At 64.0% G+C, this 23,417-nt stretch carries 24 protein-coding genes; 9 read left to right on the forward strand and 15 right to left on the reverse strand.

The features are described 5' to 3' along the window. Positions 1 to 143: 143 nt before the first annotated feature. On the forward strand, positions 144 to 1,832 hold the full coding sequence (locus I6F33_RS04505; protein WP_225141241.1) for a caspase family protein: 1,689 nt from the start codon (positions 144 to 146) through the stop codon (positions 1,830 to 1,832). A gap of 6 nt (positions 1,833 to 1,838) precedes the next feature. Here the strand turns inward: I6F33_RS04505 and I6F33_RS04510 are convergent, their stop codons facing one another. The 7 genes from I6F33_RS04510 to napE form a co-directional block, all read right to left on the reverse strand. Continuing rightward, positions 1,839 to 3,218, reverse strand: coding sequence for a lipase family protein (locus tag I6F33_RS04510; protein WP_225141243.1), 1,380 nt, complete (start codon positions 3,216 to 3,218; stop codon positions 1,839 to 1,841). A 157-nt stretch (positions 3,219 to 3,375) separates the two neighbouring features. Further along, complete coding sequence (locus I6F33_RS04515) at positions 3,376 to 4,491, reverse strand: ATP-dependent RecD-like DNA helicase (protein WP_035998929.1); 1,116 nt, start codon at positions 4,489 to 4,491, stop codon at positions 3,376 to 3,378. A 266-nt stretch (positions 4,492 to 4,757) separates the two neighbouring features. Next, positions 4,758 to 5,411 (reverse strand): NapC/NirT family cytochrome c, encoded by a 654-nt coding sequence (locus tag I6F33_RS04520; protein WP_035998932.1) that lies wholly within the window; start codon positions 5,409 to 5,411, stop codon positions 4,758 to 4,760. Next, positions 5,408 to 5,878 carry a nitrate reductase cytochrome c-type subunit gene (locus I6F33_RS04525; protein WP_036022095.1) on the reverse strand — a complete coding sequence of 157 codons (471 nt, stop codon included), beginning with the start codon at positions 5,876 to 5,878 and terminating at the stop codon, positions 5,408 to 5,410. Before I6F33_RS04525 ends, I6F33_RS04520 begins: the two co-directional genes overlap by 4 nt. Further along, positions 5,875 to 8,388: a nitrate reductase catalytic subunit NapA gene (gene napA / locus I6F33_RS04530; protein ID WP_225141245.1), complete on the reverse strand. Its 2,514-nt coding sequence runs from the start codon at positions 8,386 to 8,388 to the stop codon at positions 5,875 to 5,877. Before napA ends, I6F33_RS04525 begins: the two co-directional genes overlap by 4 nt. Positions 8,389 to 8,404: 16 nt before the next feature. Then, the gene (locus tag I6F33_RS04535) at positions 8,405 to 8,719 is read right to left on the reverse strand and encodes a chaperone NapD (protein WP_036022112.1); all 315 of its coding nucleotides are present in this window, start codon (positions 8,717 to 8,719) and stop codon (positions 8,405 to 8,407) included. A 26-nt stretch (positions 8,720 to 8,745) separates the two neighbouring features. Then, on the reverse strand, positions 8,746 to 8,931 hold the full coding sequence (gene napE / locus I6F33_RS04540; RefSeq protein ID WP_018318384.1) for a periplasmic nitrate reductase, NapE protein: 186 nt from the start codon (positions 8,929 to 8,931) through the stop codon (positions 8,746 to 8,748). Positions 8,932 to 9,161: 230 nt separating this feature from the next. Here napE and I6F33_RS04545 point away from each other — a divergent pair, with 230 nt between their 5' ends. The 5 genes from I6F33_RS04545 (at position 9,162) to I6F33_RS04565 (ending at position 13,415) form a co-directional block, all read left to right on the forward strand. After that, the gene (locus I6F33_RS04545) at positions 9,162 to 10,367 is read left to right on the forward strand and encodes an LLM class flavin-dependent oxidoreductase (RefSeq protein ID WP_225141247.1); all 1,206 of its coding nucleotides are present in this window, start codon (positions 9,162 to 9,164) and stop codon (positions 10,365 to 10,367) included. Positions 10,368 to 10,622: 255 nt separating this feature from the next. After that, complete coding sequence (locus tag I6F33_RS04550) at positions 10,623 to 11,582, forward strand: DUF3618 domain-containing protein (protein WP_225141249.1); 960 nt, start codon at positions 10,623 to 10,625, stop codon at positions 11,580 to 11,582. An 11-nt stretch (positions 11,583 to 11,593) separates the two neighbouring features. Next, positions 11,594 to 12,271 (forward strand): hypothetical protein, encoded by a 678-nt coding sequence (locus I6F33_RS04555; protein WP_225137766.1) that lies wholly within the window; start codon positions 11,594 to 11,596, stop codon positions 12,269 to 12,271. Then, the gene (locus I6F33_RS04560) at positions 12,268 to 12,684 is read left to right on the forward strand and encodes a phage holin family protein (protein WP_225141250.1); all 417 of its coding nucleotides are present in this window, start codon (positions 12,268 to 12,270) and stop codon (positions 12,682 to 12,684) included. The genes I6F33_RS04555 and I6F33_RS04560 overlap by 4 nt, the downstream gene beginning before the upstream one ends. Next, positions 12,681 to 13,415 (forward strand): hypothetical protein, encoded by a 735-nt coding sequence (locus I6F33_RS04565; protein WP_225141251.1) that lies wholly within the window; start codon positions 12,681 to 12,683, stop codon positions 13,413 to 13,415. Before I6F33_RS04560 ends, I6F33_RS04565 begins: the two co-directional genes overlap by 4 nt. 84 nt (positions 13,416 to 13,499) lie before the next feature. Here the strand turns inward: I6F33_RS04565 and I6F33_RS04570 are convergent, their stop codons facing one another. The 3 genes from I6F33_RS04570 to I6F33_RS04580 all read right to left on the reverse strand — a co-directional run bounded on the left by I6F33_RS04570 (position 13,500) and on the right by I6F33_RS04580 (position 16,316). Continuing rightward, positions 13,500 to 13,979: a DUF2269 domain-containing protein gene (locus I6F33_RS04570; protein ID WP_036022126.1), complete on the reverse strand. Its 480-nt coding sequence runs from the start codon at positions 13,977 to 13,979 to the stop codon at positions 13,500 to 13,502. Then, the gene (locus I6F33_RS04575; RefSeq protein WP_036022129.1) at positions 13,979 to 15,253 is read right to left on the reverse strand and encodes an SDR family oxidoreductase; all 1,275 of its coding nucleotides are present in this window, start codon (positions 15,251 to 15,253) and stop codon (positions 13,979 to 13,981) included. Before I6F33_RS04575 ends, I6F33_RS04570 begins: the two co-directional genes overlap by 1 nt. Positions 15,254 to 15,410: 157 nt before the next feature. Next, positions 15,411 to 16,316 (reverse strand): LysR family transcriptional regulator, encoded by a 906-nt coding sequence (locus I6F33_RS04580; RefSeq protein WP_225141252.1) that lies wholly within the window; start codon positions 16,314 to 16,316, stop codon positions 15,411 to 15,413. Positions 16,317 to 16,417: 101 nt separating this feature from the next. Here I6F33_RS04580 and I6F33_RS04585 point away from each other — a divergent pair, with 101 nt between their 5' ends. Together I6F33_RS04585 and I6F33_RS04590 are read left to right on the forward strand one after the other, a co-directional pair. After that, entirely contained in the window at positions 16,418 to 16,684 is a 267-nt protein-coding gene (locus tag I6F33_RS04585) for a hypothetical protein (RefSeq protein ID WP_141697582.1), read from the forward strand. A 250-nt stretch (positions 16,685 to 16,934) separates the two neighbouring features. Next, complete coding sequence (locus tag I6F33_RS04590) at positions 16,935 to 17,657, forward strand: helix-turn-helix transcriptional regulator (protein ID WP_225141253.1); 723 nt, start codon at positions 16,935 to 16,937, stop codon at positions 17,655 to 17,657. A gap of 308 nt (positions 17,658 to 17,965) precedes the next feature. On the opposite strand, the gene I6F33_RS04595 is transcribed toward I6F33_RS04590, so the two are convergent. The 5 genes from I6F33_RS04595 to I6F33_RS04615 all read right to left on the reverse strand — a co-directional run bounded on the left by I6F33_RS04595 (position 17,966) and on the right by I6F33_RS04615 (position 21,390). Continuing rightward, positions 17,966 to 18,868 (reverse strand): tetratricopeptide repeat protein, encoded by a 903-nt coding sequence (locus tag I6F33_RS04595; protein ID WP_074447710.1) that lies wholly within the window; start codon positions 18,866 to 18,868, stop codon positions 17,966 to 17,968. Between the two features lie 31 nt (positions 18,869 to 18,899). Beyond that, positions 18,900 to 19,223, reverse strand: coding sequence for a hypothetical protein (locus I6F33_RS04600; RefSeq protein WP_225126228.1), 324 nt, complete (start codon positions 19,221 to 19,223; stop codon positions 18,900 to 18,902). Further along, positions 19,220 to 19,873, reverse strand: coding sequence for a hypothetical protein (locus I6F33_RS04605; protein WP_225141254.1), 654 nt, complete (start codon positions 19,871 to 19,873; stop codon positions 19,220 to 19,222). Before I6F33_RS04605 ends, I6F33_RS04600 begins: the two co-directional genes overlap by 4 nt. 73 nt (positions 19,874 to 19,946) lie before the next feature. Then, the gene (locus I6F33_RS04610; RefSeq protein WP_050995847.1) at positions 19,947 to 20,150 is read right to left on the reverse strand and encodes a hypothetical protein; all 204 of its coding nucleotides are present in this window, start codon (positions 20,148 to 20,150) and stop codon (positions 19,947 to 19,949) included. Between the two features lie 127 nt (positions 20,151 to 20,277). After that, positions 20,278 to 21,390 (reverse strand): helix-turn-helix transcriptional regulator, encoded by a 1,113-nt coding sequence (locus tag I6F33_RS04615; protein ID WP_036022142.1) that lies wholly within the window; start codon positions 21,388 to 21,390, stop codon positions 20,278 to 20,280. Positions 21,391 to 22,044: 654 nt separating this feature from the next. Between I6F33_RS04615 and I6F33_RS04620 the strand changes: the two genes are divergently transcribed. Then, positions 22,045 to 23,211 carry a cytochrome P450 gene (locus I6F33_RS04620; protein ID WP_225141255.1) on the forward strand — a complete coding sequence of 389 codons (1,167 nt, stop codon included), beginning with the start codon at positions 22,045 to 22,047 and terminating at the stop codon, positions 23,209 to 23,211. The last annotated feature ends 206 nt before the right edge of the window (positions 23,212 to 23,417 follow it).

The raw sequence follows: 23,417 nt of genomic DNA on the forward strand, positions 1-23,417 counted from the left end.
ATTGTTACGCCGGGGCGGACACGAGACCGTGAGGACGCGGTTGCCGCGGCGACAGGCCGGCTTGGCGGCATGCGGAACTCCGCGCTAGATGAACCGGCGCGATCGGTGATCGACCAAATGGTGGCTGGAGCTGGCCTGACAACATGCTGCGCGTCGTAGTCCTGATCCTGGCCGTCCTCGCCGCCGGCACTTGCATTGCCGCGGCCGAGCCCCGACCCGGCGACGATCTCGCTTTGTGCCGCGACCGCCAGGCCGAGCTGCAGGCCCGCGCCGCCGCCTGCGAAAACCTGCTGAGCACCGACCGTCTCACCGCCAAGGACAAGGCGATCGCCCTGTCTGCACGCGGCAATGTCCTGCTCAACAAGCGCGACCATGTCCACGCGATCGAGACGCTGTCCATCGCCATCGACCTCGATCCCGACAACGTCGTCGCGCTCAACCTGCGCGGCCTCGCCTATGAGCGGAGCGGGCAGGAGGATCTCGCGATGGCCGACTACAACCTCGCGCTCCGGAAACGCCCGGCCTATGGCGTTCCCTACAACAACCGCGGCGTCATCCACGCGCGCCGCGGTGCGTTGCAGAGCGCGATCGACGATTTCAGCCTGTCGATCAAGTACACGCCGAAATTCCTGCTCGCCTGGACCAATCGCGCCCGCGCGCGCACGCTGATGAAGGATTTCGAAGGCGCCATCGCCGATTTCGCCGAGGCCGAGAAGATTGATGCGGCTGCGCCGCAGATCGCCGGCAACCGCTGCGTCACCTACGGCATGATGGGCAAGTTCGACCGCGCCCTGGCCGATTGCAATGGCCTGATCGAGAAGCAGCCCAGGAACGCGTTCGCGATCAACAACCGCGCCGACGTCAACATGATGAAGGGCGATCTCGACGCCGCGCTGAAGGATTACAACACGGTCATCCAGATCAATCCGAACAATGTCCGCGCCCATTCCGGCCGCGGCCAGATCTACGAGCGCAGGAAGGATCTCGCGCAGGCCCGCGCCGATTATCGCGCCGCCGCCTATTCGCTGACGAGGTTCGACGAGCCGGAGGTTGCGCGCGCCCGCGCCATCGCGCAGGAGCGGCTCGCCGCCCTGACGCCGAAGGAGGCGGCGAGCGCGACGACCGGCCGTCGCGTCGCGCTGGTGGTCGGCAACGGCGCCTACAAGAACGTCCATGCGTTGCCCAATCCGCCGCGCGATTCGAAGCTGATCGCAAGCGTGCTGCGCGACCTCGGCTTCCAGACCGTGATGGACACCAGGGACCTCACCCGCGATGCGTTCTTCCAGACCCTGAAGGCCTTCGCCGAGGAAGCGGAAAAGGCCGATTGGGCCATGGTGTATTATGCGGGCCATGGTTTCGAGATCGGCGGGGTGAACTATCTCGTTCCGGTCGACGCCAGGCTCACCGCCGACAAGGACGCCGAGACCGAGGCCGTCGCGCTCGAGCAGGTGATCGCCGCGGTCGGCGCGGCACGAAAAGTGCGTCTCGTGGTCCTCGATGCCTGCCGCGACAATCCGTTCGCGCCCGCCATGCAGCGCACGCTGTCGCTGAAGCTGGTCGAGAAGGGCTTTTCCAACATCGAGCCCGGTGCGCGCTTCATGGTGGTCTACGCCGCCAAGCACGGCCAGACCGCGATGGACGGCGATGGTAGCCCCAACAGCCCGTTCGCCACCGCGCTCGCCCGCGAGATCAAGCAGCCGAAGGTCGAGATCCGAAAATTGTTCGACATCGTCCGCGACGACGTTTGGGCCGCGACCAGGCACGAGCAGCAGCCGTTCACCTATGGGTCGCCGCCGGGGCGGGAGGATTTTTACTTCGTCGCGGGGAAATAGCCGCGCTCACGCCAGCGAATTGAACCAGTCGAACGCCGTCGCGTGTCCGTTCAGAACGGCCGCTTCGCCATAGAGGCTCGACAGGAACGTGCCGCGATGGCTTGCGCCATTGACCGCGACGCCCGCGGCGAAATGCCCGCCGGCGGCGATTGCGGGCCGCACCAGCCGGGGATGCAGCGCCTCATCGGCCAGCCCGTAGTAAAATCTGATCGGGGAATCGTACTGCCAGTACGTCGCACCATTGCCACCAAGGCGGCGCAGCAATGCGCTGTTGGTCTCGTTGGTGAAGCGATCGAAGAAGCCTTCGACCAGGAAATCGCCGGCGGGCGGAATGCTCTTCGCGATCTCGCCCTCGAGGCTGTAATCGGACCAGTATTTCTCCGCGAAGGCTTGATATTGGGGCTTGACCGCCGTCTTGAATAAGTCGGTCAGCCCGTAGTAGCGGCGATAGCTGCCGAGCAGGACGATCAGGCAGGGTGTGATCCAGGCCGGCGGCATCGGGTAGGAGGTTTCCGAGGCCGGAATATAGGCCGTGGGGTTCGTCCAATAGTGAAAGCTCTCGGCGAGATCATTGAACGGACTCTGTGTGGCGGTCGCCCGCACCTTGATGCCGCGGCGCTGCAGCTCCTGTTTCAGCCACTGCGTGTTCAAGGCGCCTTGCGACCAACCGTTCAGGAACAGGTTTGATTGGCGCAGGCTCAGTGTCCGCAATTCGTGCAACCCTGCCGTCAGGATGTCGAGGCAGCATTGCACCGTCGCGCCCTTCACGGCATAGGCTTCGCTCCGACCGTTGCGATAAGGGCCCTTGCCGACATAATCGGCCGCGACGACCGCATAGCCGTTGCCGGCGAAGCGCTGGATATTGAACAGGGTCTCGATCGAATCGACATTGTCGCGCAGCTCGTAATTTTCGTCCTTCAGCCGCAGCAGGTTCGACGGGACCTGATCGAAGGAGAGGATCGTGCCGTGCTGCCATGACAGGAGCGGCAAGGTGCCGCGCGCGCCGACCGGAACCGCAAGCAGGCCGCTGACCTTGACGCGTTCTCCGGTATCCGGGATGCGCGTGAAGGTGACGATGCGCCGCAGCTCCACGTCGTTTCGTGCCGCATATCTTCCGGGAAAGGCAGCTGGCAGGATATTGCCTTCGTTGAAGACGGCATAGAACTTTGCGGCCAGCGTATTGAGCCGTTCCTTGGAGACGCGCACAGGCTTGCCCGCATCCGTGCGTCGTACCTGCGCCGGCAATGCAAAAGCGGTTTCCGGAATTGTGGTCGAGAGCGCAAGGCCCGCTGCCGCGCTTCCGGACTTGAGGAAGCTCCGGCGGCTCACTGCAACATCATCGAGCCGGCGATCGAGGTCGTCAGGCTTTGTCGCGCGCGAGGTCATGCGTTCCACTCCGAGGCAGATCGCAAGCTGATACAGCACAAAGCCTAGCGGGCGGTGAACGCACCTAGTCGTGGGTGCTCATTGTGCGGGTCCGTGGCCCGGATGAGCGCAGCTACAAGCGGCGGACATCGCTACGCTCATCCGCGCTACGGCAGCTTCATACCACTACGCTCAGCCGTTTCGCGGCACGCGTGATGCCGGTATAGAGCCACCGCGCCCGCGAATCCTGGAACGCAAAGCTCTCGTCGAACAGCACGACGTCGTCCCATTGCGAGCCCTGCGATTTGTGCACGGTCAGGACGTAGCCGTAGTCGAACTCGTCATAGGGCTTGCGCTGCTCCCAAGCGATCTGCTCGACGCCGCCCTCGAAGCAATCGGCGCGCACTGAGACCTTGGTCACCTTGTGACCGAAATCCTCATCCGGCGACAACCGCATTGAGAGGATGCGCGATTTCGATCGCGAGGTGTTGCGCGACTTGACGCGCCACAGGCCGCCATTGAACAGGCCCTTCTTGCGGTTGTTGCGCAGGCACACCAGCTTGTCGCCGGCGACCGGGAACTGGTCCTCGATGTTCTGGCGCTGGCGCACCCGCATGTTGTAGGCGCGGCGCGTGTTGTTGCGGCCGACCAGGATCTGGTCGGCGCCCATGACGCGATCGGGATCGAGCTCCTTGCGCGAGACGACCTCGCTCTCGCCGTAACGGCCAATGTCGAGTTCGCGTCCCTCGCGGACGTCCATCGACATCCGCACGATCGGATCGTCCTGGGCCTGGCGATGCACCTCGGTCAGCATCGCGTCCGGCTCGGAATTGGTGAAGAAGCCGCCGCCCTGGATCGGCGGCAGCTGCGCGGGATCGCCCAGCACGAGGAGGGGACAGTCGAACGACATCAGGTCGCGCCCCAGTTCGGCGTCGACCATCGAGCATTCGTCGATCACGATCAGCTTGGCCTTGGAGGCGGGCGCGTCGTCCCACAGCTCGAAGCTCGGCTGCTCCTCACCGGATTCGCGGGCGCGGTAGATCAACGAATGAATGGTGGAGGCGCCGTCGCAGCCCTTGTTGCGCATGACGAGGGCCGCCTTGCCGGTGAAGGCGGCGAACTTCACCTCGCCGTCGACACCCTCGGCAATGTGCCGCGCCAGCGTGGTCTTGCCGGTGCCGGCAAAGCCGAACAGGCGGAACACCGGCGGCGTGCCGCCCCGTCCCGGCTTGGCCTTGAGCCAGTCGCCGACGGCCTTGAGCGCAGCATCCTGATGCGGGGTGAAAGTGGCCATGTCTGTCTTGAGGGAGCGGCGAATGAGGCGATTCGCCTTCCCCCAAACTAACCATTCGCCCCGCTGGTTCAAGCGCGGGCCCGTCGCATTTGAAGTCCGTTCCCGGCCGCCATCCTTCGAGACGCCCGCCTTTGGCGGGCCCTCAGGATGAGGGCTGAGTGCGCGGCGGCATTTTTGGCGGGCAAGATGCCGTTGAGCCTCATCCTGAGGAGGCTGCGAAGCAGCCATCTCGAAGGACGAGGCGTTCGCTCAGGCGTCGCCAAACCCTACTGCCAGCCGGGAACGCCGCGCATGTCGGGCAGCTGGTGGGCGATGCCCTTGTGGCAGTCGATGCAGGTCTTTTCCTTGGTGAACAGGAAGCGCTGGTGCGCCACCGAGGCCCGCGGCGACTGCTTGGTGATGTCCATGGAATCGGCGCTGTGGCAGTTGCGGCATTCCAGCGAGTCGTTGGCCTTGAAGCGCGCCCATTCGTGCGCGGCGAGCTCGAGCCGGTGATCCTGGAATTTCTCGCGGGTGTCGATCGTGCCGAAGATCTTGCCCCAGACCTCCTTGGAGGCCTGCATCTTTCGCGCGATCTTGTCGGTCCAGTTGTGCGGCACGTGGCAGTCCGGGCAGGTCGCGCGCACGCCGGAGCGGTTGGTGAAGTGGACGGTCGACTTCAGCTCGGCGTAGACATTGTCCTTCATCTCGTGGCAGCCGGTGCAGAACTTCTCGGTGTTGGTGATCTCCAGCGCGGTGTTGAAGCCGCCCCAGAAGATCACTCCGGCGACGAAACCGGCCAGCACCAGGGTGCCGAGCGCGAACACCGAGCTCGGCCGGGTCAGCACCTGCCACAGCTCGAGCAGGAACGCCCGGCTGCGCGCGATGACGCCGCGCTTGGCATTCAGCTCCGCGTTGGGATCGTCGGCAGTCGTCGTCATCTGCGACCACCCGGGCTTGCGCGCGACAGCAGCGTGTCGATGTCGGTGAAATCGTTGCTGACCGGCGGATTGGCGGTGTTCTGCGGCACGTGGCATTCGGTGCAGAAGAAGCGGCGCGGCGAGACCGAGGCCAGGAACTGGCCGTCGCGATCCATGAAGTGCGTGATCGACACCATCGGCGCCTGCGACTCCGCCGTGCGCGCCCGTGCATGGCAGGACAGGCATTTGTTGCCGTTGAGGTCGACCTGATAGCCGTCGATATTGTGCGGGATGACGGGCGGCTGCTCCGGATAGTTGCGCACCTCCTTCTCGGAGGTGTTGCGGTTCGGCAGCATCGGCGGCGCCGGGCCCTCGTCGTTGAGCGGGGTCGGGCCGCGCAGGCCGGAGCTCACGGTCTGCGCCGTCAGCGAGCTTGTGCCGGCTGCGATCGCGAAGGCGAGCAGGATGATTGCGGATCGTTTCATCATGACATGTTCACCCGCTCGATGCGCACGGCGCATTTCTTGAAGTCGGTCTGCAGCGAGATCGGATCGGTGGCGTCGAGCGTCACCTTGTTGATCAGCTTGGATTCGTCGAACCACGGCACGAAGACGAGGCCGCGCGGCGGCCGGTCGCGGCCGCGCGTCTCGACGCGGGCGCGGATGAAGCCGCGGCGGGAGACCACCTTCACCTCGTCGCCCCGCCGGAGCTTCATGTCCTGCGCATCGTCCGGATGCATGAAGCAAACCGCTTCGGGAAAGGCCTTGAACAGTTCGGGGACGCGGCGCGTCATGGTGCCGGAATGCCAGTGCTCCAGCACGCGGCCGGTCGAGAGCCAGTAGGGATATTCGTTATCGGGCGATTCCGCCGGCGGCTCGTAGGGCAGCGCGAAGATGCGGGCCTTGCCGTCGGCATGGCCGTAGAACTGGACGTTGGTGCCCTGCTTGACGTAGGGGTCGCTGCCTTCGCGGAAGCGCCACTTGGTCTCCTGGCCGTTGACGACGGGCCAGCGCAGGCCGCGCTCCCGGTGATAGGTGTCGAACGGCGCGAGGTCGTGGCCATGGCCGCGGCCGAACTGGGCATATTCCTCGAACAGGCCCTTGTGGACGTAGAAGCCGAACGCCTTGGATTCGTCGTTGGCATAGCCCGGCTCGATATCGGTGACCGGGAATTTGTCGACCTGGCCATTCTTGTAGAGCACGTCGAACAGGGTCTTGCCGCGATATTCCGGCTTCTTGGCGATCAGCTCCGCGGGCCAGACCTCCTCGATTCTAAAGCGCTTGGAGAACTCCATGAGTTGCCAGAGATCCGACTTCGAATCGCCCGGCGCGGGGACGAGCTGGTGCCAGAACTGGGTGCGCCGCTCGGCATTGCCGTAGGCGCCTTCCTTCTCCACCCACATCGCGGTGGGCAGGATCAGATCGGCGGCGAGCGCCGTCACGGTTGGATAGGCATCGGAGACCACGATGAAATTGTCGGGGTTGCGGAAGCCTGGATAGATCTCCTCGTTGACGTTGGGACCGGCCTGCAGGTTGTTGTTGACCTGCACCCAATAGGCGTTGATCAGGCCGTCCTTCAGCATGCGGCTTTGCAGCACGGCGTGCGCGCCCGGCTTGTCGGGAATGGTGCCTTCGGGCAGCTGCCAGATCTGCTCCGTGTGGTCGCGATGCTTCTTGTTGGTCACCACCATGTCCGCGGGCAGACGGTGCGAGAAGGTGCCGACCTCGCGCGCGGTGCCGCAGGCCGAGGGCTGGCCGGTCAGCGAGAACGGGCTGTTGCCGGGCGCGGAGATCTTTCCGGTCAAAAGGTGGATGTTGTAGACGAGGTTGTTGCACCAGACGCCGCGGGTGTGCTGGTTGAAGCCCATGGTCCAGAACGAGACCACTTTTGTCTTCGGGTCGGCATACAACTCGGCCAGCGCCTCGAGCCGGTTCAGCGGCACGCCGGACATCTGCGCGGCCTTTTCCAGCGTGTACTCCGACACGAACTTGGCGAATTCGTCATAGCTCATGTCGGTGGCGTCGTTGGGTTTCGCCGCGCCCGTCGCCTTCTTCTGCAGCGGATGCTCGGGCCGCAGGCCGTAGCCGATGTCGGTCTGGCCGCGCTTGAACACGGTATGTGCGGCAACGAAGTCCTTGTTGACGCGACCGGTCTTGATGATGTGGTTGGCGATGGCGTTGAGGATGTACAGGTCGGTGTGCGGCTTGAACACCATGCCGATGTCGGCGAGGTCGAAAGAGCGGTGCTCGAAGGTGGAGAGCACGGCGACGCGGACATGCGGTGCGGACAGCCGGCGGTCGGCGATGCGCGTCCACAGGATCGGATGCATCTCCGCCATGTTGGAGCCCCACAGCACGAAGGCATCGGTGGCCTCGATGTCGTCGTAGCAGCCGGCCGGCTCGTCGATGCCGAAGGTGCGCATCATGCCGGCGACCGCCGAGGCCATGCAGTGCCGCGCATTGGGATCGATGTTGTTGGTGCGGAAGCCGGCCTTGAACAGCTTGACGGCGGCATAGCCTTCCCAGATCGTCCACTGGCCGGAGCCGAACATGGCGACGCCGTTGGGGCCGCGCTTCTTGATCGCTTCCTTCCACTTCAGCTCCATGATGTCGAAGGCTTCGGTCCAGGCGACGGGCGTGAACTCGCCGTTCTTGTCGTACTTGCCGCCCGTCTTGCGCAGCATCGGCTGCGTCAGCCGGTCATGGCCGTACATGATCTTGGAGAGGAAGTAGCCCTTGACGCAGTTGAGGCCGCGATTGACCTCGGCCTTGATGTCGCCATGGGTGGCGACGACGCGGTTGTCCTTGGTCGCGACCATCACCGAGCAGCCTGTGCCGCAGAAGCGGCAGGCGGCCTTGTCCCATTTCAATTCGCTCTCCTTCCGCTCGGCGGCGAGGTTGGCGGCGAGCGCCGGTGCCGGCAGGCCGGCGGCGGCCGCGGCGATCGCGGCGGCCTCGAGCTTGAGCATCTGGCGGCGGTCGAGCTTCGGCGATGTCATGATGGCTCTTCCTGACTCAGGCGGTTTCAATGGCGTGGAAGACGAGCGCTGCGGAATAGACGTTCGGCAGCGACTGGATGGTGTTGAGCATGGTGCCAAGGCTGCCGGCATCCGCCGCTTCAGCCACGACGACGAGCTTTCCGCGCGCGTCGCGGCCGTGGATCTCGCAGCCGGGCAGCGCGGCAATCTCGGCTTCGAGTTCGGCAAGGCGCTCGGGCCGCGCCTGCACGATGATGCTGGCGATCTCGGCGCCCGGCGGTGCGATGACGCGGTCGGCGCTGAGCACCCGGCCGGTGATCAAGGCGCGGCGGTTGAGTGTGGCGTGAGCCATGATGCCTGTCTTTCGCTGGTTGCCGATCAATGCGGGGAGGGCGGCGGGCCGGGAGGGCCGGCGAACATCTGGTAGATCCAGACGCCGAGCCCGTAACTGCCGACCGTCCCGACCGCGAGGACGGGCATCACGATCGCGGTCAGGAACAGGAAGGCGAAAATCTCCATGCGCTTACGGCGCACGCGCGACGTCGTGTCGTCAGGGGCCGACATATTCGGTCTCTTGAAGCTGTGGGGAATCGTGACGGCATCCGGGCCGTCGCCTTGCTGCACTTTAGATACGTTCCACCCGACAACGCGTTGATTTGGATCAATGTCGGTTGGCTGCTTCTCGCTGCGCCGGAGGATGGATCGTCTCCCACGTGGCGGAATTGCGCATCCGTAGACAGCGTCGCCTCGCGCATTAAGATGCCGTTAACAACAATAAGCGGGAGAGCGACGCCATGAAGTTCGGCATCTTCTACGAGCTGCAGCTGCCGCGGCCCTGGGTGGCCGGCGATGAGCTCGCCCTTTATCAGAATGCGCTCTCGCAGATGGAGCTCGCCGACAGGCTCGGCTACGACCATGCCTGGGTGGTCGAGCATCACTTCCTCGAGGAATATTCGCACTCGCCCTCGCCGGAATCGTTCCTGGCTGCCGCAAGCCAGCGCACCAAGAACATCCGGCTCGGCCACGGCATCCTCCAGCTCACCACCAACCATCCGGCGCGCGTCGCCGAGCGCGTCGCGGTGCTGGATCTGCTTTCGAACGGCCGCTGCGAGTTCGGCATGGGCGAGAGCGCCTCGATCACCGAGCTCGAGCCGTTCGGCCGCGACATGGAGACCAAGAAGGAGGTGTTCGAGGAGGCGGTCGCGGCCATCTTCCCGATGTTCAAGGACGCAGGCTCAGAGCATCACGGCAAATATTTCGACATCCCCTTGCGCAACATCGTGCCCAAGCCGGTGCAGAAGCCGCACCCGCCGCTGTGGATGGCCTGCTCGCAGCTGCCGACCATCGAGCGCGCCGGCCGCCACGGCTTCGGTGCGCTCGGCTTCCAGTTCGTCAGCGCCGATGCCGCGCATGCCTGGGTGCACGCCTATTACAACGCCATCACCAAGCGGCTGCACAAGCTCGCCGACTACGAGATCAATCCGAACATGGCGCTGGTCTCGTTCTTCATGTGCGCGAAGACGGATGAAGAGGCGCGCGCCCGCGCCGACGGCGCCACCTTCTTCCAGTTTGCGCTGCGCTTCTACGGCGCCGCGCAGAACCGCCAGCGCCCCGCGCCCTACACCGTCAACATGTGGGACGAGTACAACAAGTGGAAGCGCGACAATCCGCAAGCCCAGGAGGCGGCGCTGCGTGGCGGCCTGATCGGCTCACCCGACACGATCCGAAGGAAGCTGAAGCGCTTCCAGTCCTCGCACATCGACCAGGTCATCCTGCTCAACCAGGCCGGCAAGAACAGCCACGAGCATATCTGCGAGTCGCTGGAGCTGTTCGGCCGCGAGGTGATGCCGGAGTTCCAGAACGATCCGGCGCAGGCGGCCTGGAAGCAGGGCGTGATGAGCGGCGAGATCGAGCTGGAAGAGATCGATACCGAGGCCTTCACCGATCGCTACGGCAAGCTGGCGATCAACGTGGCCCCCGCGAAGGCGGCGGCGGGGTAGCGTGTAACCAACGACAGGTCCTGCTTCCTGGCGCTGAAGCCGGTGCGGTGAGCCGCGCAGGAGTGCGGCGTTTTGACCCGGAGCAGACCTTTCGAACCCTCTGCGTCCAGTAATGGCTGGGCGCTCGACGTCGCTCTCCCTTGCGCTGCTTCACGCATATCGTCGTCCCAGCAAGCGCCCAAGCGGCGCGAGGAACGATTCAACACAGCGTGAGTTCGACCTCAAATCCAAGAAACAAAGCAAGAGGGTAACGCGATGGCACGATCCGTGGAGGAGTTGAGACGCGAGTCCGAGCGTAGCCGCGCCGAGCTGGCAGCGACGGTCGGACGGTTGAAGGAGCAGATATCGGACACCGCCGAGGACATTCGCCACAAAGTCTCGCCGCAGCACATCAAATCCGAAGTCACCGAATACGTCAGCCACAAGACCCAGAGCTGGGTCGAAGGGCTCAAGCAACAGATCATGGACAACCCGATGGGCGCAGTGGCCGCGGGCGCCGCAGTGGGCGTTCCGTTGCTTCGGTTGGTGCGAGGTACGCCGTTGCCACTTCTCATGATCGGCGCAGGACTCGCCCTGACCTCGAAGACGGTGCGCGATCGTGCTGCAGACGTCACCGGCCCGGTCTTGGACAAAGCCGGGCACATGCTTGAGGAGGTGGCCGAGGGCGCACGGGCGATGCAGGGTGATGCCAAGGAGACGCTGTCCTCCGCGCAAAGCCGAACCGCTGGCATGGCTGATGACGCGCAGGAGAAGGCCGCCGGCATTGCCTCGGATCTGCGGGAGAGCGCGGTGCGTGCTGCCAGTTTTGCGAGTGAAAAGCTCAAGAGTGGCATGAATGCAACCAGGGATGCCGCCGCGAGCGCGCCTGACCAGGCCCGGCAGGCCATTGGCGACAATGCTGCGCTCATCGGCGGCCTGGGCATCGCGATCGGCGCCATCATTGCGGCTGCTCTTCCCGAGACCAAGGTCGAAGCTAAGGTTATGGGCCGGACGAGCGACGGGGTGAAGCAGGCTGCTGCCGCCGCGGCGCAATCCGGGTTCGAGGCCGCAAGAGACGCCACCACGTCGGCGGCCGATGCTGCGGCGCAAAGGGTGGCCGATGCTGATCTCGGCACCCATGCCAGCCGCATGACGCAGAACATGGCGGACACTCTGAAGGAGGCTGCGGACGACGTGGTCAAAGCTGCCTTTAGCCCCTCTCAAACCAACACCTGAAGGAAACCATCATGAGCGATTTGGACCCGCACAACGTGAAGCAGTTCGCAAAGAACCAGGACAAGGGCACCGCGAAGGACATGAAAGAGCAGATCGGCGATGCCGGAGCGGAGATGAAGCAGCGCGCCGGCGATGCGTTCCGGGCATCGGCCGACGTCGCGCGAGACAAGTTCGGCGAGGCCGCGGATGCAGCAAAGGGCGTCGCGGACGGAACCATGGACCAGATCCAGAGCCAGGCGCGCGAACAGCAGCGATCGGGCGCCGATTTCGTCGAGCGCCTCGCGGACAACATCCGCGAGGCCGGCCGGGCTTTCGAGAGCGACGTACCGTTCGCCGCACGCGGCATCGGTTCGGCGGCGGACTATGTCGAGGATGCCGCTCGGAAGATCCGGGACGGAAGTTTCCGAGATCTTGTCGCAGGCGCGACCGATTTCGCCAAACGTCAGCCGGCCGCCTTTCTTGGCATATCGGTGCTGGCTGGCTTCGCGGCCGTTCGCTTCCTGAAGGCATCGGGCGGACAGTCGTCATCCCAAGGGCAGCGCAACACCCCCGGCAGCAGGTCGGGGAGCGGGCAAACGTCGGGTGGGACCCCGTTTTCGGCGGGAGAGCAAAACTGGAATCAGGAGTCCGGGACCCGTAACCCCCATACGCAACAATCCTCATCCTTCCAGGGCAGCACGTTACCATGAGCATCGAGCGCGATATCAAAACCAGCAAAAGCGAGTTCAGGGAAATCTCGACGCTGCTCGGCGAAGCCATGTCGCAGTTCGCCAAGCTGTTCCAGAACGAGATCGACCTGGCAAAGGCAGAACTTGGCGAGAAGCTCCAGAAGATCGGCGGCGCCGTCGGCTTGATCGTAGGCGGCGCCGTTCTGGTGATCCCGGCCATCGTCATGGCCTTATTCGCTCTATCCGCCGCATTGATCTCCGCAGGATGGTCGCAGCCGCTGTCATATCTGACATCGGCAGTCATCGCTGCGGCCATCGCCGCCGCGCTGGTCGCCATGGGCATGAACCGGCTTGATATGCGTCAGCTGGCTCCCCGCGAAACGATCGGCCAGCTGGAAAAAGACAAGGACACCGTGAAGGGAATGGTGCGATGAGCAGCACGAAAACCGGCTTTATCGACAATCTGGTAACGGCAGCCAGGGACAATCCGCTTGCCGCGGCCCTCATCGGAGGCGGCGCGCTTTGGCTATTGGCCGGCGACCAGAGGCTGAAGACTGTGGCGCGTTCCGCTGCCGAGGCCGTCGAACCTGTTGCCGATATCGGGACGCGCGGCTTCAGCTCGGCAGCATCTGCGATCAAGCGGACCGTGGCGCCGCCGACCGCCCCCGAAATGGACAACGACGGCTCGCAAGGGTTCGGGGAGACCCTGCGTGGCGCGACCGCCGCCACTTCCGATACTGTCTCGCAGGCCGCCGAGGGCGTCCGGGATCGTTTCGACGAGGGCGTCGCCTTCGCGCAGGAGCAATTCAGCAAGCTGAGCAGTGCGCTTCCGACCAAGGACACCATGACGAGTGCGAAGTCGTCACTGGCGGACATGCTGGAGCGGCAACCGCTCGTGCTGGGGGTCGTGGGCATCGCAATTGGTGCGGCCGTGGCGGGCGCGTTCCGCGCCTCCGAGATCGAGAACCAGTACATCGGAGACGTCAGCGACGACGTGAAGGCTGACCTGAACCGGCGCGCCGGTGCGGTCTCGCAGGCCCTGCGTGAAGCCTCGGACACGGTTGTCTCGGAAATCAGCGATACCGGCGCCGAGATTGTGGACCGAGTCAAGCAGGCCGGGATGGACGCCGCGGCAGCTGCCCGCGCCGAGGTGAAGGCTCCGTAGTGAGGCGACGGAGAGCGGGGTGCGCTGGCCACGCGCCTCGCTCTGGTTGGGTGATCAGGCAGGTGGGTTGTCCTGAAGGCGAACCTAATCCCAGTATGGAATGGCCGGACGGGCGATCATCAGCCAGAAGATCATCAGCACCGCCGCGAAAGCCGGAAAGCCGAAGGCGAACCACCACCAGAAGAGACGGTGATAGCGGGCGGGCAGCTTGCCGTTGCTCGCGACCGCTGCGACGGCGAGATCGCGCATCTGCATCTGCATCCACACCACCGGCAGCCAGAAGGCGCCGATCACGAGATACAGTGCAATCGACGCCGCCACCCAGCCGTCGCCGAGGGAATACCCGCTCGACCAGGCGAGCCATGTCCCGGTGATCGGCTGCAGGATCACGGCACTCGCCGTGAACAGGAAGTCGGCCAGCACCACCGTCCGCGCGACTCCCGCGATCTCGCGCGGGTCGCCGCGCAGATGTGCCACCAGCATGAAGAAGGCGATGCCGGCCCCGGTGCCGAGCAGCACGGCAGCGCCGATGATGTGCGCCATCTTCACGAGGAAATAGATCATCAGCGATCCTCGCGGATGGCCATGGCGACCAGATTGAGCATGATCACCGGCCAGATCTTCAGCATCGGTCCCAGCGGATCGGCCCACAGTCGCGGCACCAGGACGGTGCCGATCACGGCATAGGTGAGCGAGATGATCAGTGCGGCCCAGAGTCCGTAGCGGCTCAGAGGCCGCCAGAGAATGGCGATGCCGATGACGATGTCGGCGAGCGCGCCCGCGGTGACGACGAGCGCCGCGACGTTCCCTTGCAGCCCGCCTTCAAGCAGCAACGACATGCCGATATTCCAGCCCGCGCTCAGCGAGATGATGCCGGTGGCGATCCAGAACGCGCCGAAGACGCCAAAGATCAGCGGCTTGAGCGCATACAGCTGTGCAAACCAGCGTTCCTGCACCGACGCAGGCTCGCGTGCGAGCGCGACTTCGAGATCGCGCGGTGGAGTGCCGGTCAATCGACGCCAGGGCTCGGGATCGCCGGTCGCACCGCGGCGCATTTCCGCCTGTGCCGTCGTGTTGATGGGCGTTGGCCATCCCAGCATCTGCGCAACGTCGCCCGCACGATAGGCAATTGAAGCCGCCCAGCGCGGCAGCTGCAGGCGATAGGCCGGGCGCCAGCGCAGCCAGGCGCGAAACAGCGCGACCGCATCGCTGAAGGCGATCCGCCGCGGGCCGGCCAGATCGACCGCGACCCGTGAAGGCGCGCCGGGCTGCAGGAAGAACAGCACGGTCTCAACGACGTCGTCGAGATGCACCGGTTGAATCGCCGCCGTGTCCGGCATGACCGGCAGAACCGGCAGCGCCGCCAGCCCGCGCAGCAGCGCGCTGCCACCATAGGCGGGCCGGCCGACCACGACAGAAGGCCGCAGCACCACCCAATCGAGCTCCCGCGCCATCAAGGCGGCTTCGCCCTCGCGCTTGGTGCGGGAAAAATCGCTGAGCGCATCGACATTGCTGCCGATTGCCGAGAACAGGATGACCCTGCGGACCCCGGCGGTCTCGCAGGCCGCATAGAGTGCCGCGCTGCCGGCGACATGAACGCCTTGCATGTCCTGTCCCTGCAGCGCACCCGCTGCATTGATCACGGCATCGACGCCGGCGAGAAGGCCCTTCCATTTCGACACATCGGTGGTCCGGGCGACGTCGAGCGCGACGTGGCGAGGATCGTGCGCCGCCGCGGGATGACGCGACACCAAGATGCAGTCATGTCCTTCGGCGGACAGCCTGGCGTGGATCGCCGATCCGATGAGTCCTGTAGCCCCGACGAGAAGGATGCGCATCGACTGATCCTTCGATGAGCGGCCTGGGCAACGCCCTGATCAAGCCTTGAAGATACGGACCAATAAAGCGGGGCTGCAATCGTTCCTCGCGGGGGAACTGATGGGTTTGGCTGCAGGCAGAGAACCGGACACCCCGCCCCGCGCAGCTCCCTTGAAGTCAATGGCGGATGATCGAAAGGGTACGGAGCGACGCAGCGGCGTGATCCGCGAATGCCCTCACAGCCGGTGCGGTGCGCCGGGAACCGGGAATCACGACTTGAACCGGTACGGCCGGCGGCTCATAGGCCGGAAGAAGACGCACGAGCTTGCCTGACGAAATCTCGGCTTCGACCTGATAGGATAAAAGTCGAGCGATGCCTTGGCCCGATGTCACGGCGGCAATGACCGTGTCGAGATCTGTCGTCATGAGGCGCGGCATCACGCGAACCGTGTGCAAGCGACCTCGATTTTGAAAACGCAGTTCGGTCGGCCCCGCAAATCCGGAAAAGAACACGACATCGTGCTTCGGTATGTCTCGCGGATGTCGAGGCTCAGGTTGCCTGCGCAAGTAGGAAGGGCTGGCCACCAGGACGCGACGGACCGACCCCACTGATCTGACGACGAGGCGCGAGTCGCGCGGCTGACCTATCCTGACCGCAACATCGATGCCGTCACTGATCAGGTCGAGCGATCTTTCGCCCATGACGAGCTCGATACGGATCGCCGGATGAGCGTCAAGGAAGCTCGATACGATCGGAGCGACATGACGGCGTCCGAAGATGGTGGGAGCGGCTATTCGCAGGATACCGTGCAGCGGAGCCCCCTCCGTCTCGACAAGCCTGCTCATGACGGTCGAGTAGCCGTTGACCAGCTCGCGGGCGCGCTCAGCAAAGTGGCGTCCGGCATCCGTCGGTGCAAGGCGGCGGGTTGTTCGCTCCACCAATCGTCTTCCGACCCTTTCCTCGAGGGCCGCAAGCGCGCGAGTGACCGCGGGAGGCGAACGCTTCAATCGCTTTGCTGCGCCTACCAGACTTCCAACCTCAACTATCGCGACGAATGTCGCAAGTTCATCGAGCCTGTCCATCGGATCATTCCCCGAAATGGAATTGTGACTTTCAGCATTAATTCTAGTGCAATTCAGGAGGTCGTAATAGCCTTCGAATGCGGTCGGCAGCGGAGGCGATCATGATCGCGGCAGCGCGAGAGGCCATAAAGGCTGATAACGCAGACGCAGTGCTCGCGTTTTTCAACGAGCATCAGTGCCCCGCCTTTGTTTCGCAACTCGTTTCGAAAGGTGCCCTCATGCCCGCAGCATTGGAATTTCTGTTGTGGTGTGTCGCGCTCGCAACGTGGCTGATGCTTCTTTGCGCGCTGGTCAGTGAGCGCTTGAAGCGGCTCTCAAAGCTTTTCAGTCATCTGCGCGAGATTGCTTTCAGGCACAGGGTGAAGTGACTCGGTGGGGCCATCGGATCAGCCTCATCTGAGAAAATCGCGACGATGCCGTCTCGAAGGGGGAGGCGCAGCGTGAGACCCGCCAATGGTGTCTGCAACAGCCGAGCGGCCCTGGGCGGCGGTGCTCGTGAGCGCTTCCGGTAAGATTCCGTTGCTGCTATCCTCTCGCAAAAGAGCGTCTTGCGGAGGAATACGGTGCGACCCCAACGGGACAACCTTTCATCCGTCGGCCGGCGATGTCACGCCCGCGGTGCTCGCCATCGGCCGCTCCGATTTTCCCGATGTGCTCATCGACACGCTGCGCCGGCAGGCCGATGTCGGCCATTGCATGGTGTTCGCGCTGAGCCGGGCAGGCGCGGCAAGCTGCCTGCTCGATGCCGGCAACATCCCGATCGGCGCCGATCTCGGCGCCGCCTATGCCGGCCAGTTCCACGAAACGGATCCCAACCGCGATGCGCTGTTCGAAGGCGAGGGCGGCGCGCCGATCATGCTGCCTCGCTTCGCGCCGCGCATGTACGGCGCGCGCTACCGCAAGATCTTCTTCCAGGATTCCGGCATCGTCGACAAATGTGCGACCGCGATCTGGACCGGTGACACCTGCTTCTACGTCAACTTCTATCGGATCGCCGCGCAGGGCCGCTTCAGCGCCGCCCAGCGCGAGCGGCTCGGGGCGATCGCACCGGCGATCGCAGCCAGCGTCGCCCGCCATTTCCAGGAGAAGCCGACGTCCGATCTTGCGTCCCTGTTCGCGACGCGCAAGCCGCTCTCCGCGCTCACCCTGCGCGAGCAGGAGGTCTGCCGCCATATCCTCGGAGGCTTCAGCTCGGAGGCGATTTCGCAGGCGCTCGGCATCAGCCTGCATTCGATCCTGACCTACCGCAAGCGCGCCTATGAGCGGCTCGGCATCTCCTCGCAGAGCGAATTATTCGGAATTGTGCTGCGCCTGCTGACGGGTCCGCGCGGCCTGAACTAGGGGCTCCAAGTCCGCGATGTCTGTGTCCATCCAACTTTAGTTGAAGCATTTGGCCTATCATCCGATGCGGTTGCGGCACGTAGGGCCGATCCGAGGATGAGAACATGCCAGACTGGCTTCTTGCACCTATCTGCCTGGTCGCCTTGCTGGGAGTCATTGGCTACGCCTTTTACCAGGGCATGAGGGTCCCGCCGGATCGAAACAATACGAACTTTGGACCCGGCCAGAATGATGGTTGGTCCGGCGGCTCTGACGGCCATTCCGGAAGTTAGCAACGTCGGCGCGGCCGAACGTCCGACGAACCCGAGCTAACCCGACGATCGCTTCTCGACAGCCGCCGCGATTTTCTCCAGGGCGGCGTTTGTGTGCCGCAAGTCGACCAGCTGCTGTTCGCACATCTCGATGATCGTTCGTCCAGACCGCCATCCGAACGACCGTGCGCCCCCTCGGCAACAAAGCCAGATCAGCGCTGCCAGAAAGACGCCGGCAGCGAGCCAGGATAGCGCCTGCTTCCGGTCGACGTCCGCGAAGGCCTGGCGGAGGTCGCCCTTGCGCAGGTACGCAATCGCGCGGCTGCCGTAGGCGGCATAGTCGTGGGCATATTCGGGATCAACTGCGATCACCCGGTTGTAGTCGGCAATGGCACGGTCAAAATCGCCTTTGGCAAAATAGGCGTTGCCCCGGGCCATGAGAGCGAAGCTATTGTTCGCATTCAGCTGGATGGTGGCGGTATAGTCGGCAATGGCGCGGTCGTTGTCCCCTTTCCTTTGATAGGCGTAGCCGCGCTCGCCGTATCCGACCCGCTTTCCATGGTCTGACAGGCCGGCTTCGAATGCCTGGTCGACGTCCGCTATTGCCCGGTCGTGGTCGTGCCGTTGGTTGTAGATGTGCGACCGGTTGAGCAGTGAGCCGCCAGCTTTCGGGTTTACCCGGATCGCCGCGGTGAAATCTTCCAGGGCGCGGTCATCGCGATCGGCGAAGCTTGTCCATGGCCAGGAACAGCCACGCGCATGATACAAACTTGACAGGTCTTCGCCGTTGTAGTCTCCGCTCTGGATCGCGCGTGTGCAGGCAGCGATGATCTCGGCAGAGGCTTCCTTCGTCCGTTCCAAACAGACTTGTCGATCGTCGGCAGCCGCTGGCCGGCTGACGACGGCGGCTGCGAGTGCCAGAACAACTAGCAGGATGTCGGCGGCAATGCCCGAGCGCATGACTTCGTCCCCGCCATGCCCGGTGTTCGCGCTAACCAGGAGACGGCTTTTCCAGAGCGGTCGCGATCCTCTCCAGCAATGCATTGGTTCGCCTGTTTTCCGCGACCTGCTGCTCGTATAGATCGACCCAGCTCGCCCCGGATGATGAGCGCCGGATCGTGCGCGAGTACCATAGCCAGGCGCCCACCAGCACCAGGAACGGCAACCAAGACACGATCAGATTAAAGACCCAGGATGAACCACCGCTTCCGCCTGGTGTGTTGGCGAACGCAAAGAAAACGACGAGAGCTCCGACGAGACTGACCCACAAGGCAATCAACAGAAGTCGAGATCGAAGCTTGGTCATTTCAGTCACGGCAGTTCCCTTTGGTCGGCTGACAAGGCCGATACTATCATGAGTTGATTTCTCCTCCATGCTCTCGCGCGTGCGGTCGTTGCAACGTGGTTAGCCGTTTCTTTGCTGGACGCCTTGGCCATCATGACGCCCACCGTCACGAGGGCACACCGTGAAATTCGTTGCAATTGTCCGGATTGAGCCGGAAGCCGTCGTTGCCTTTCGCTCAGGACGTTCGCGCGGGGTCCCTCAGCGGAAATTAACGTTGCGTCGCCATCATGCTCGACATGCATTCCAAACGGCGTCGTCAAGTGCCCTATCTGGTTCACACCAACAGAGAGCTCGGCCTGATGCTCCGGGGCACCAAGCCCCTCGCATATTTCATGGATATCGTCGGCCAGGAGCCGGACATCTGTATTCGGTAGTGGCGCATGTTCGACCGGCATGTCGCTGAAGGCCGCCTGACGAAGCGCGAGCTGATCGAGCCATGTCCTGGGGCGCCGCAGCTCGAATATCGGATGCTGTTCTACACATTGCCCGGTCACAAGTGGCGGATTGACGCCATGCTTGCGCTGCTGAACGAGCCCGGAGCCTGGTCCGATGATCGAGAACGGTGCTTCGGCGAATTGCTCGGTTACGAGACCTGGCAGATCGACCATTGGCTGACGCATGGTCGCTCGCCGACCGACGCTTAGCTTGCTGTCCCGCACACTGGCAACCCTGCAGCGCTCGAGGAGCTCCTTGCTATGCGGAAAGTCGGGAACGATAGGGCGCGGTGAGCAGCAGCATGAACAGCGCTCTCTCGGCCTGGTACTTTGCTGCGGGTCGACTGGCTTCCCGGCCCTGCATCACCACCGCGCCTTGAATGGTGCAGACGCTCCAGCTCCATGTCCTGCGCCTGCGCTGCGCCAGGGTCACTTCGAAAATCGGAAATTCCGGTCCCGCCATCGCCGCCGCTTCTCGCCAGACATCCAATTTGGGCGGAGTTGAACCCGGAGCGCCGGCCTGTGTCTTCACCCATTTGGGTGAAGCGAAGCTTGTCCCTGCCGACGCACGCCACCGGACAAGTCCGGCGTCAATCTCTCAGCGGTAATTTGGGGATCGCGCCGAAGAGGGCAGCTGCGCTCTTCTGGTTTCGCGTTCCCGTCTTGGCGAGGACGGCCTTGACCTGCGTGCGGATGGTTTCGCGGCTGAGCCCGTGATGCGCGGCGATGTCGCCGATCGTCTGTCCTTGCGCGATTCCGCGCGCAACGCGCGCCTCGCTCGGGGTGAGGTCGAACAGGCCGCGAATGAGGGCGAGGCTCGGGGCCTGTGAGGCGGTGACCGGCGTCGCGATGAGGAGGCCAACCGCTCCATCGAAGAGATCGCGGGCCTCGCCCGGCATCGAAACCAGATGAAGCACCACCCGATCGAGATCGCTGGCGCGACGCGCGGCGAAGGAGCACACGGCCTTGTCCGGCGCATCGAGTTGGGCGAGGCCGGCGCGCAGCAGGGTGTCGGCGGCGCGGTCCTTGATCGCGATCCGGTCCTTCGGCAACCATTGCAGAAGGTCGGTCATGGCTTCGATCAAGGCGTTGGCGGTCAGAACCCGCCCGGAGCGCGTGATCGCGAGGGCCGGCAAGCCGACCAGCGACAGCGCCTCGGTTGCCGCCCGCATCCGGGTGAGGCGCCAGCGTGTCGACAGCAAAGCCGCCCGCGCGAGATGGGGGCGAAAGCGGTCGAGAAAATCGAGATCCTGCCGCGAAAAGGCGGGGCGGCCGGCCAGTCTTTCCATGTGGAAGACGATGATCTCACCGGACGGGCTGCGGACCGCCGTCGCGCAGGCGTGTTCGAAGCCCCACTTCTTGTTCCATTCCACCCGATATGGATCGCGCTCCCATTCCTCCGGCGAAAATGCCTCGTGCTCGCCGACGAAGCCGGGGTGATCAAGCGCCAGGAGTCGCGGGGTCGTCTCCGTCCGGCTGGAGAGGTCGCCACGCAGGAACGCCGAGAAAGCCTCGCGGATCGACGGCGACGTCACGACACCATTCCAGACACCGGACCACTGATCGGAGTCCGAGGTGATCATGACCATGCCATGCGCGCCCGCGGCATGAGCGATGTTCTCCAGGACATCAGGCCAGAGCTCCGGAACGGTCGCTGCCTCGTGGATGCGGTCCACGATCTGCTCGAAATCGATGCCCGTCATTGCTGCGCTGGACCCATCAGATTCGACCGATCTTTCAGACGCGCGGCGTGCATTTCTGCAGCAGCCTTCGTGCTTCGCCCGCCCAAGGCCCTTGATACCAATCCGCTTCGGCGGAACCAATTGCTACTATTTCCCAAGCCGGCCCGGATGGACGGCTAGCAGAAATCATGTCCATATATCAACTATTTGACAGGTCAGAGGTTGTCCCGGTGGCTTTCAAGGTCGGTCTGATCCGTAAGCCGGGGGCAGCGCTGAATGGACCACGGTTCTCGGCGCATCAACCTATCGGCGTTCGCGGGTAGAGGAGGCGAGCATGATCCTCATATGGCTTGGAGTGCTCCTTGTTTTCGGCGGCCTATTCCAAATGGCGTTTCAGCCCATTTGGCGAGGTCGATTCAGTGGGGGGAGTGGCTTCGCTCCGGACGTGACACGCTGGAGGCTGAAAGGCCCGGTAGCGGCTTGGGCGTCAAATCGAACTGGCCTGGACTTGTGATGGTCGCGCTTGGCGGCGCTTTCTTGCTGGCCGGAGCTGCCATCTGAGTTGAAAGCAGACAAAGGCAGCTTTTTGGCCCGCCTGTCCCAATCCATGGGGACAGACGGCGGCAACTGAAAGGCGCTAGCCTCGGCATCGAGGAGACCACAAGGGAGCGAAGCTTGAGCACCGCGCCGCGCATCGAGATCGACCCGGCCGCCTTCTGGGCCGACCCCTATCCGATGCTCGCCAACATGCGGAAGGAGGCGCCGATCGCGTTCGTGCCGCAGCTCGGCTCGACGCTGCTGACGAGCCGCGACGACATCTCGATCTCCGAGAAGCAGATTGACGTGTTCTCCTCGCACCAGCCCGCCGGCCTGATGAACCGGCTGATGGGCCACAACATGATGCGCAAGGACGGCGAAGCGCATCTCGTCGAGCGCCGGGCGATGTTTCCGACGGTCTCGCCGAAGACGGTGAAGGGCTACTGGACCGCCCAGTTCCAGGCCCATGCGGATCGCATCATCGCTTCGCTTGAACCGGGCCGGATCGATCTGATGCGCGACTTCGCGCTGCCGTTCTCCGGCGAATGCCTGAAGTCGATCACCGGCCTCACCAACATCGGCTTTCAGGACATGGACACGTGGTCGCAAGGCATGATCGAAGGTATCGCCAATTATGCCGGCGACCCTGAGGTCGAGGCGCGCTGTCATGCAGCAACCGCGGGCATCGACGCCGCGATCGACGACGTCCTGCCGGTGATGCGCAAGCATCCCGACCAGAGCATTTTGGGCGTGCTGCTCGCCTCGGACATGCCGATGGAGAGCGTGCGCGCCAACGTCAAGCTCGCCATCTCGGGCGGCCAGAACGAGCCGCGCAAGGCGATTGCCGGCACGGTCTGGGCGCTGCTGACCCATCCCGACCAGCTCGATCTGGTCCTGCGCGGCGAGGTGTCCTGGCTGCAGGCTTTCGAGGAATATGCCCGCTGGATCTCGCCGATCGGCATGTCGCCGCGCCGCATCGCAAAACCCTGGACCATTCGCGATGTGGCGTTCGAGCTCGACGAACGCGTATTCCTGATGTTCGGCTCCGCCAACCGCGACGAGAAGCATTTCGAGCGCGCGGACCAGTTCGACGTGCGGCGCGACACCTCCAAGAGCGTCGCCTTCGGCGCCGGCCCGCATTTCTGCGCCGGCGCCTTCGCCTCGCGCGCCATGATCGCCGACGTCGCGCTGCCGACATTGTTCGCGCGGGCCTCGCGCATCGAGCTCGCCGAGGACGAAGAGGTGCGGATCGGCGGCTGGGCCTTCCGCGGGCTGCAGAATCTGCCGGTGAGGTGGGAGCAATAGGCCGGTAAGGAGCCTCTCCCCCAAGGCTGCAATCGTGCCATTCTGCCGCTGTTTTGCCCGACAGGTCAAACAAATTTCGGATAATTCGTAAGTCGTTGATCTTGCACGTCTCGTCTACTGTGCATGGGGTTGTTTTCGCGTTTTATGTTTCGCGCCAAAGACCGCTCGACCAAATCCGTGGAGCTCTCACATTCGCGTGCAGAAAA

Source organism: Bradyrhizobium sp. BRP20, from assembly GCF_020194215.1.
GTDB lineage: Bacteria > Pseudomonadota > Alphaproteobacteria > Rhizobiales > Xanthobacteraceae > Bradyrhizobium > Bradyrhizobium yuanmingense.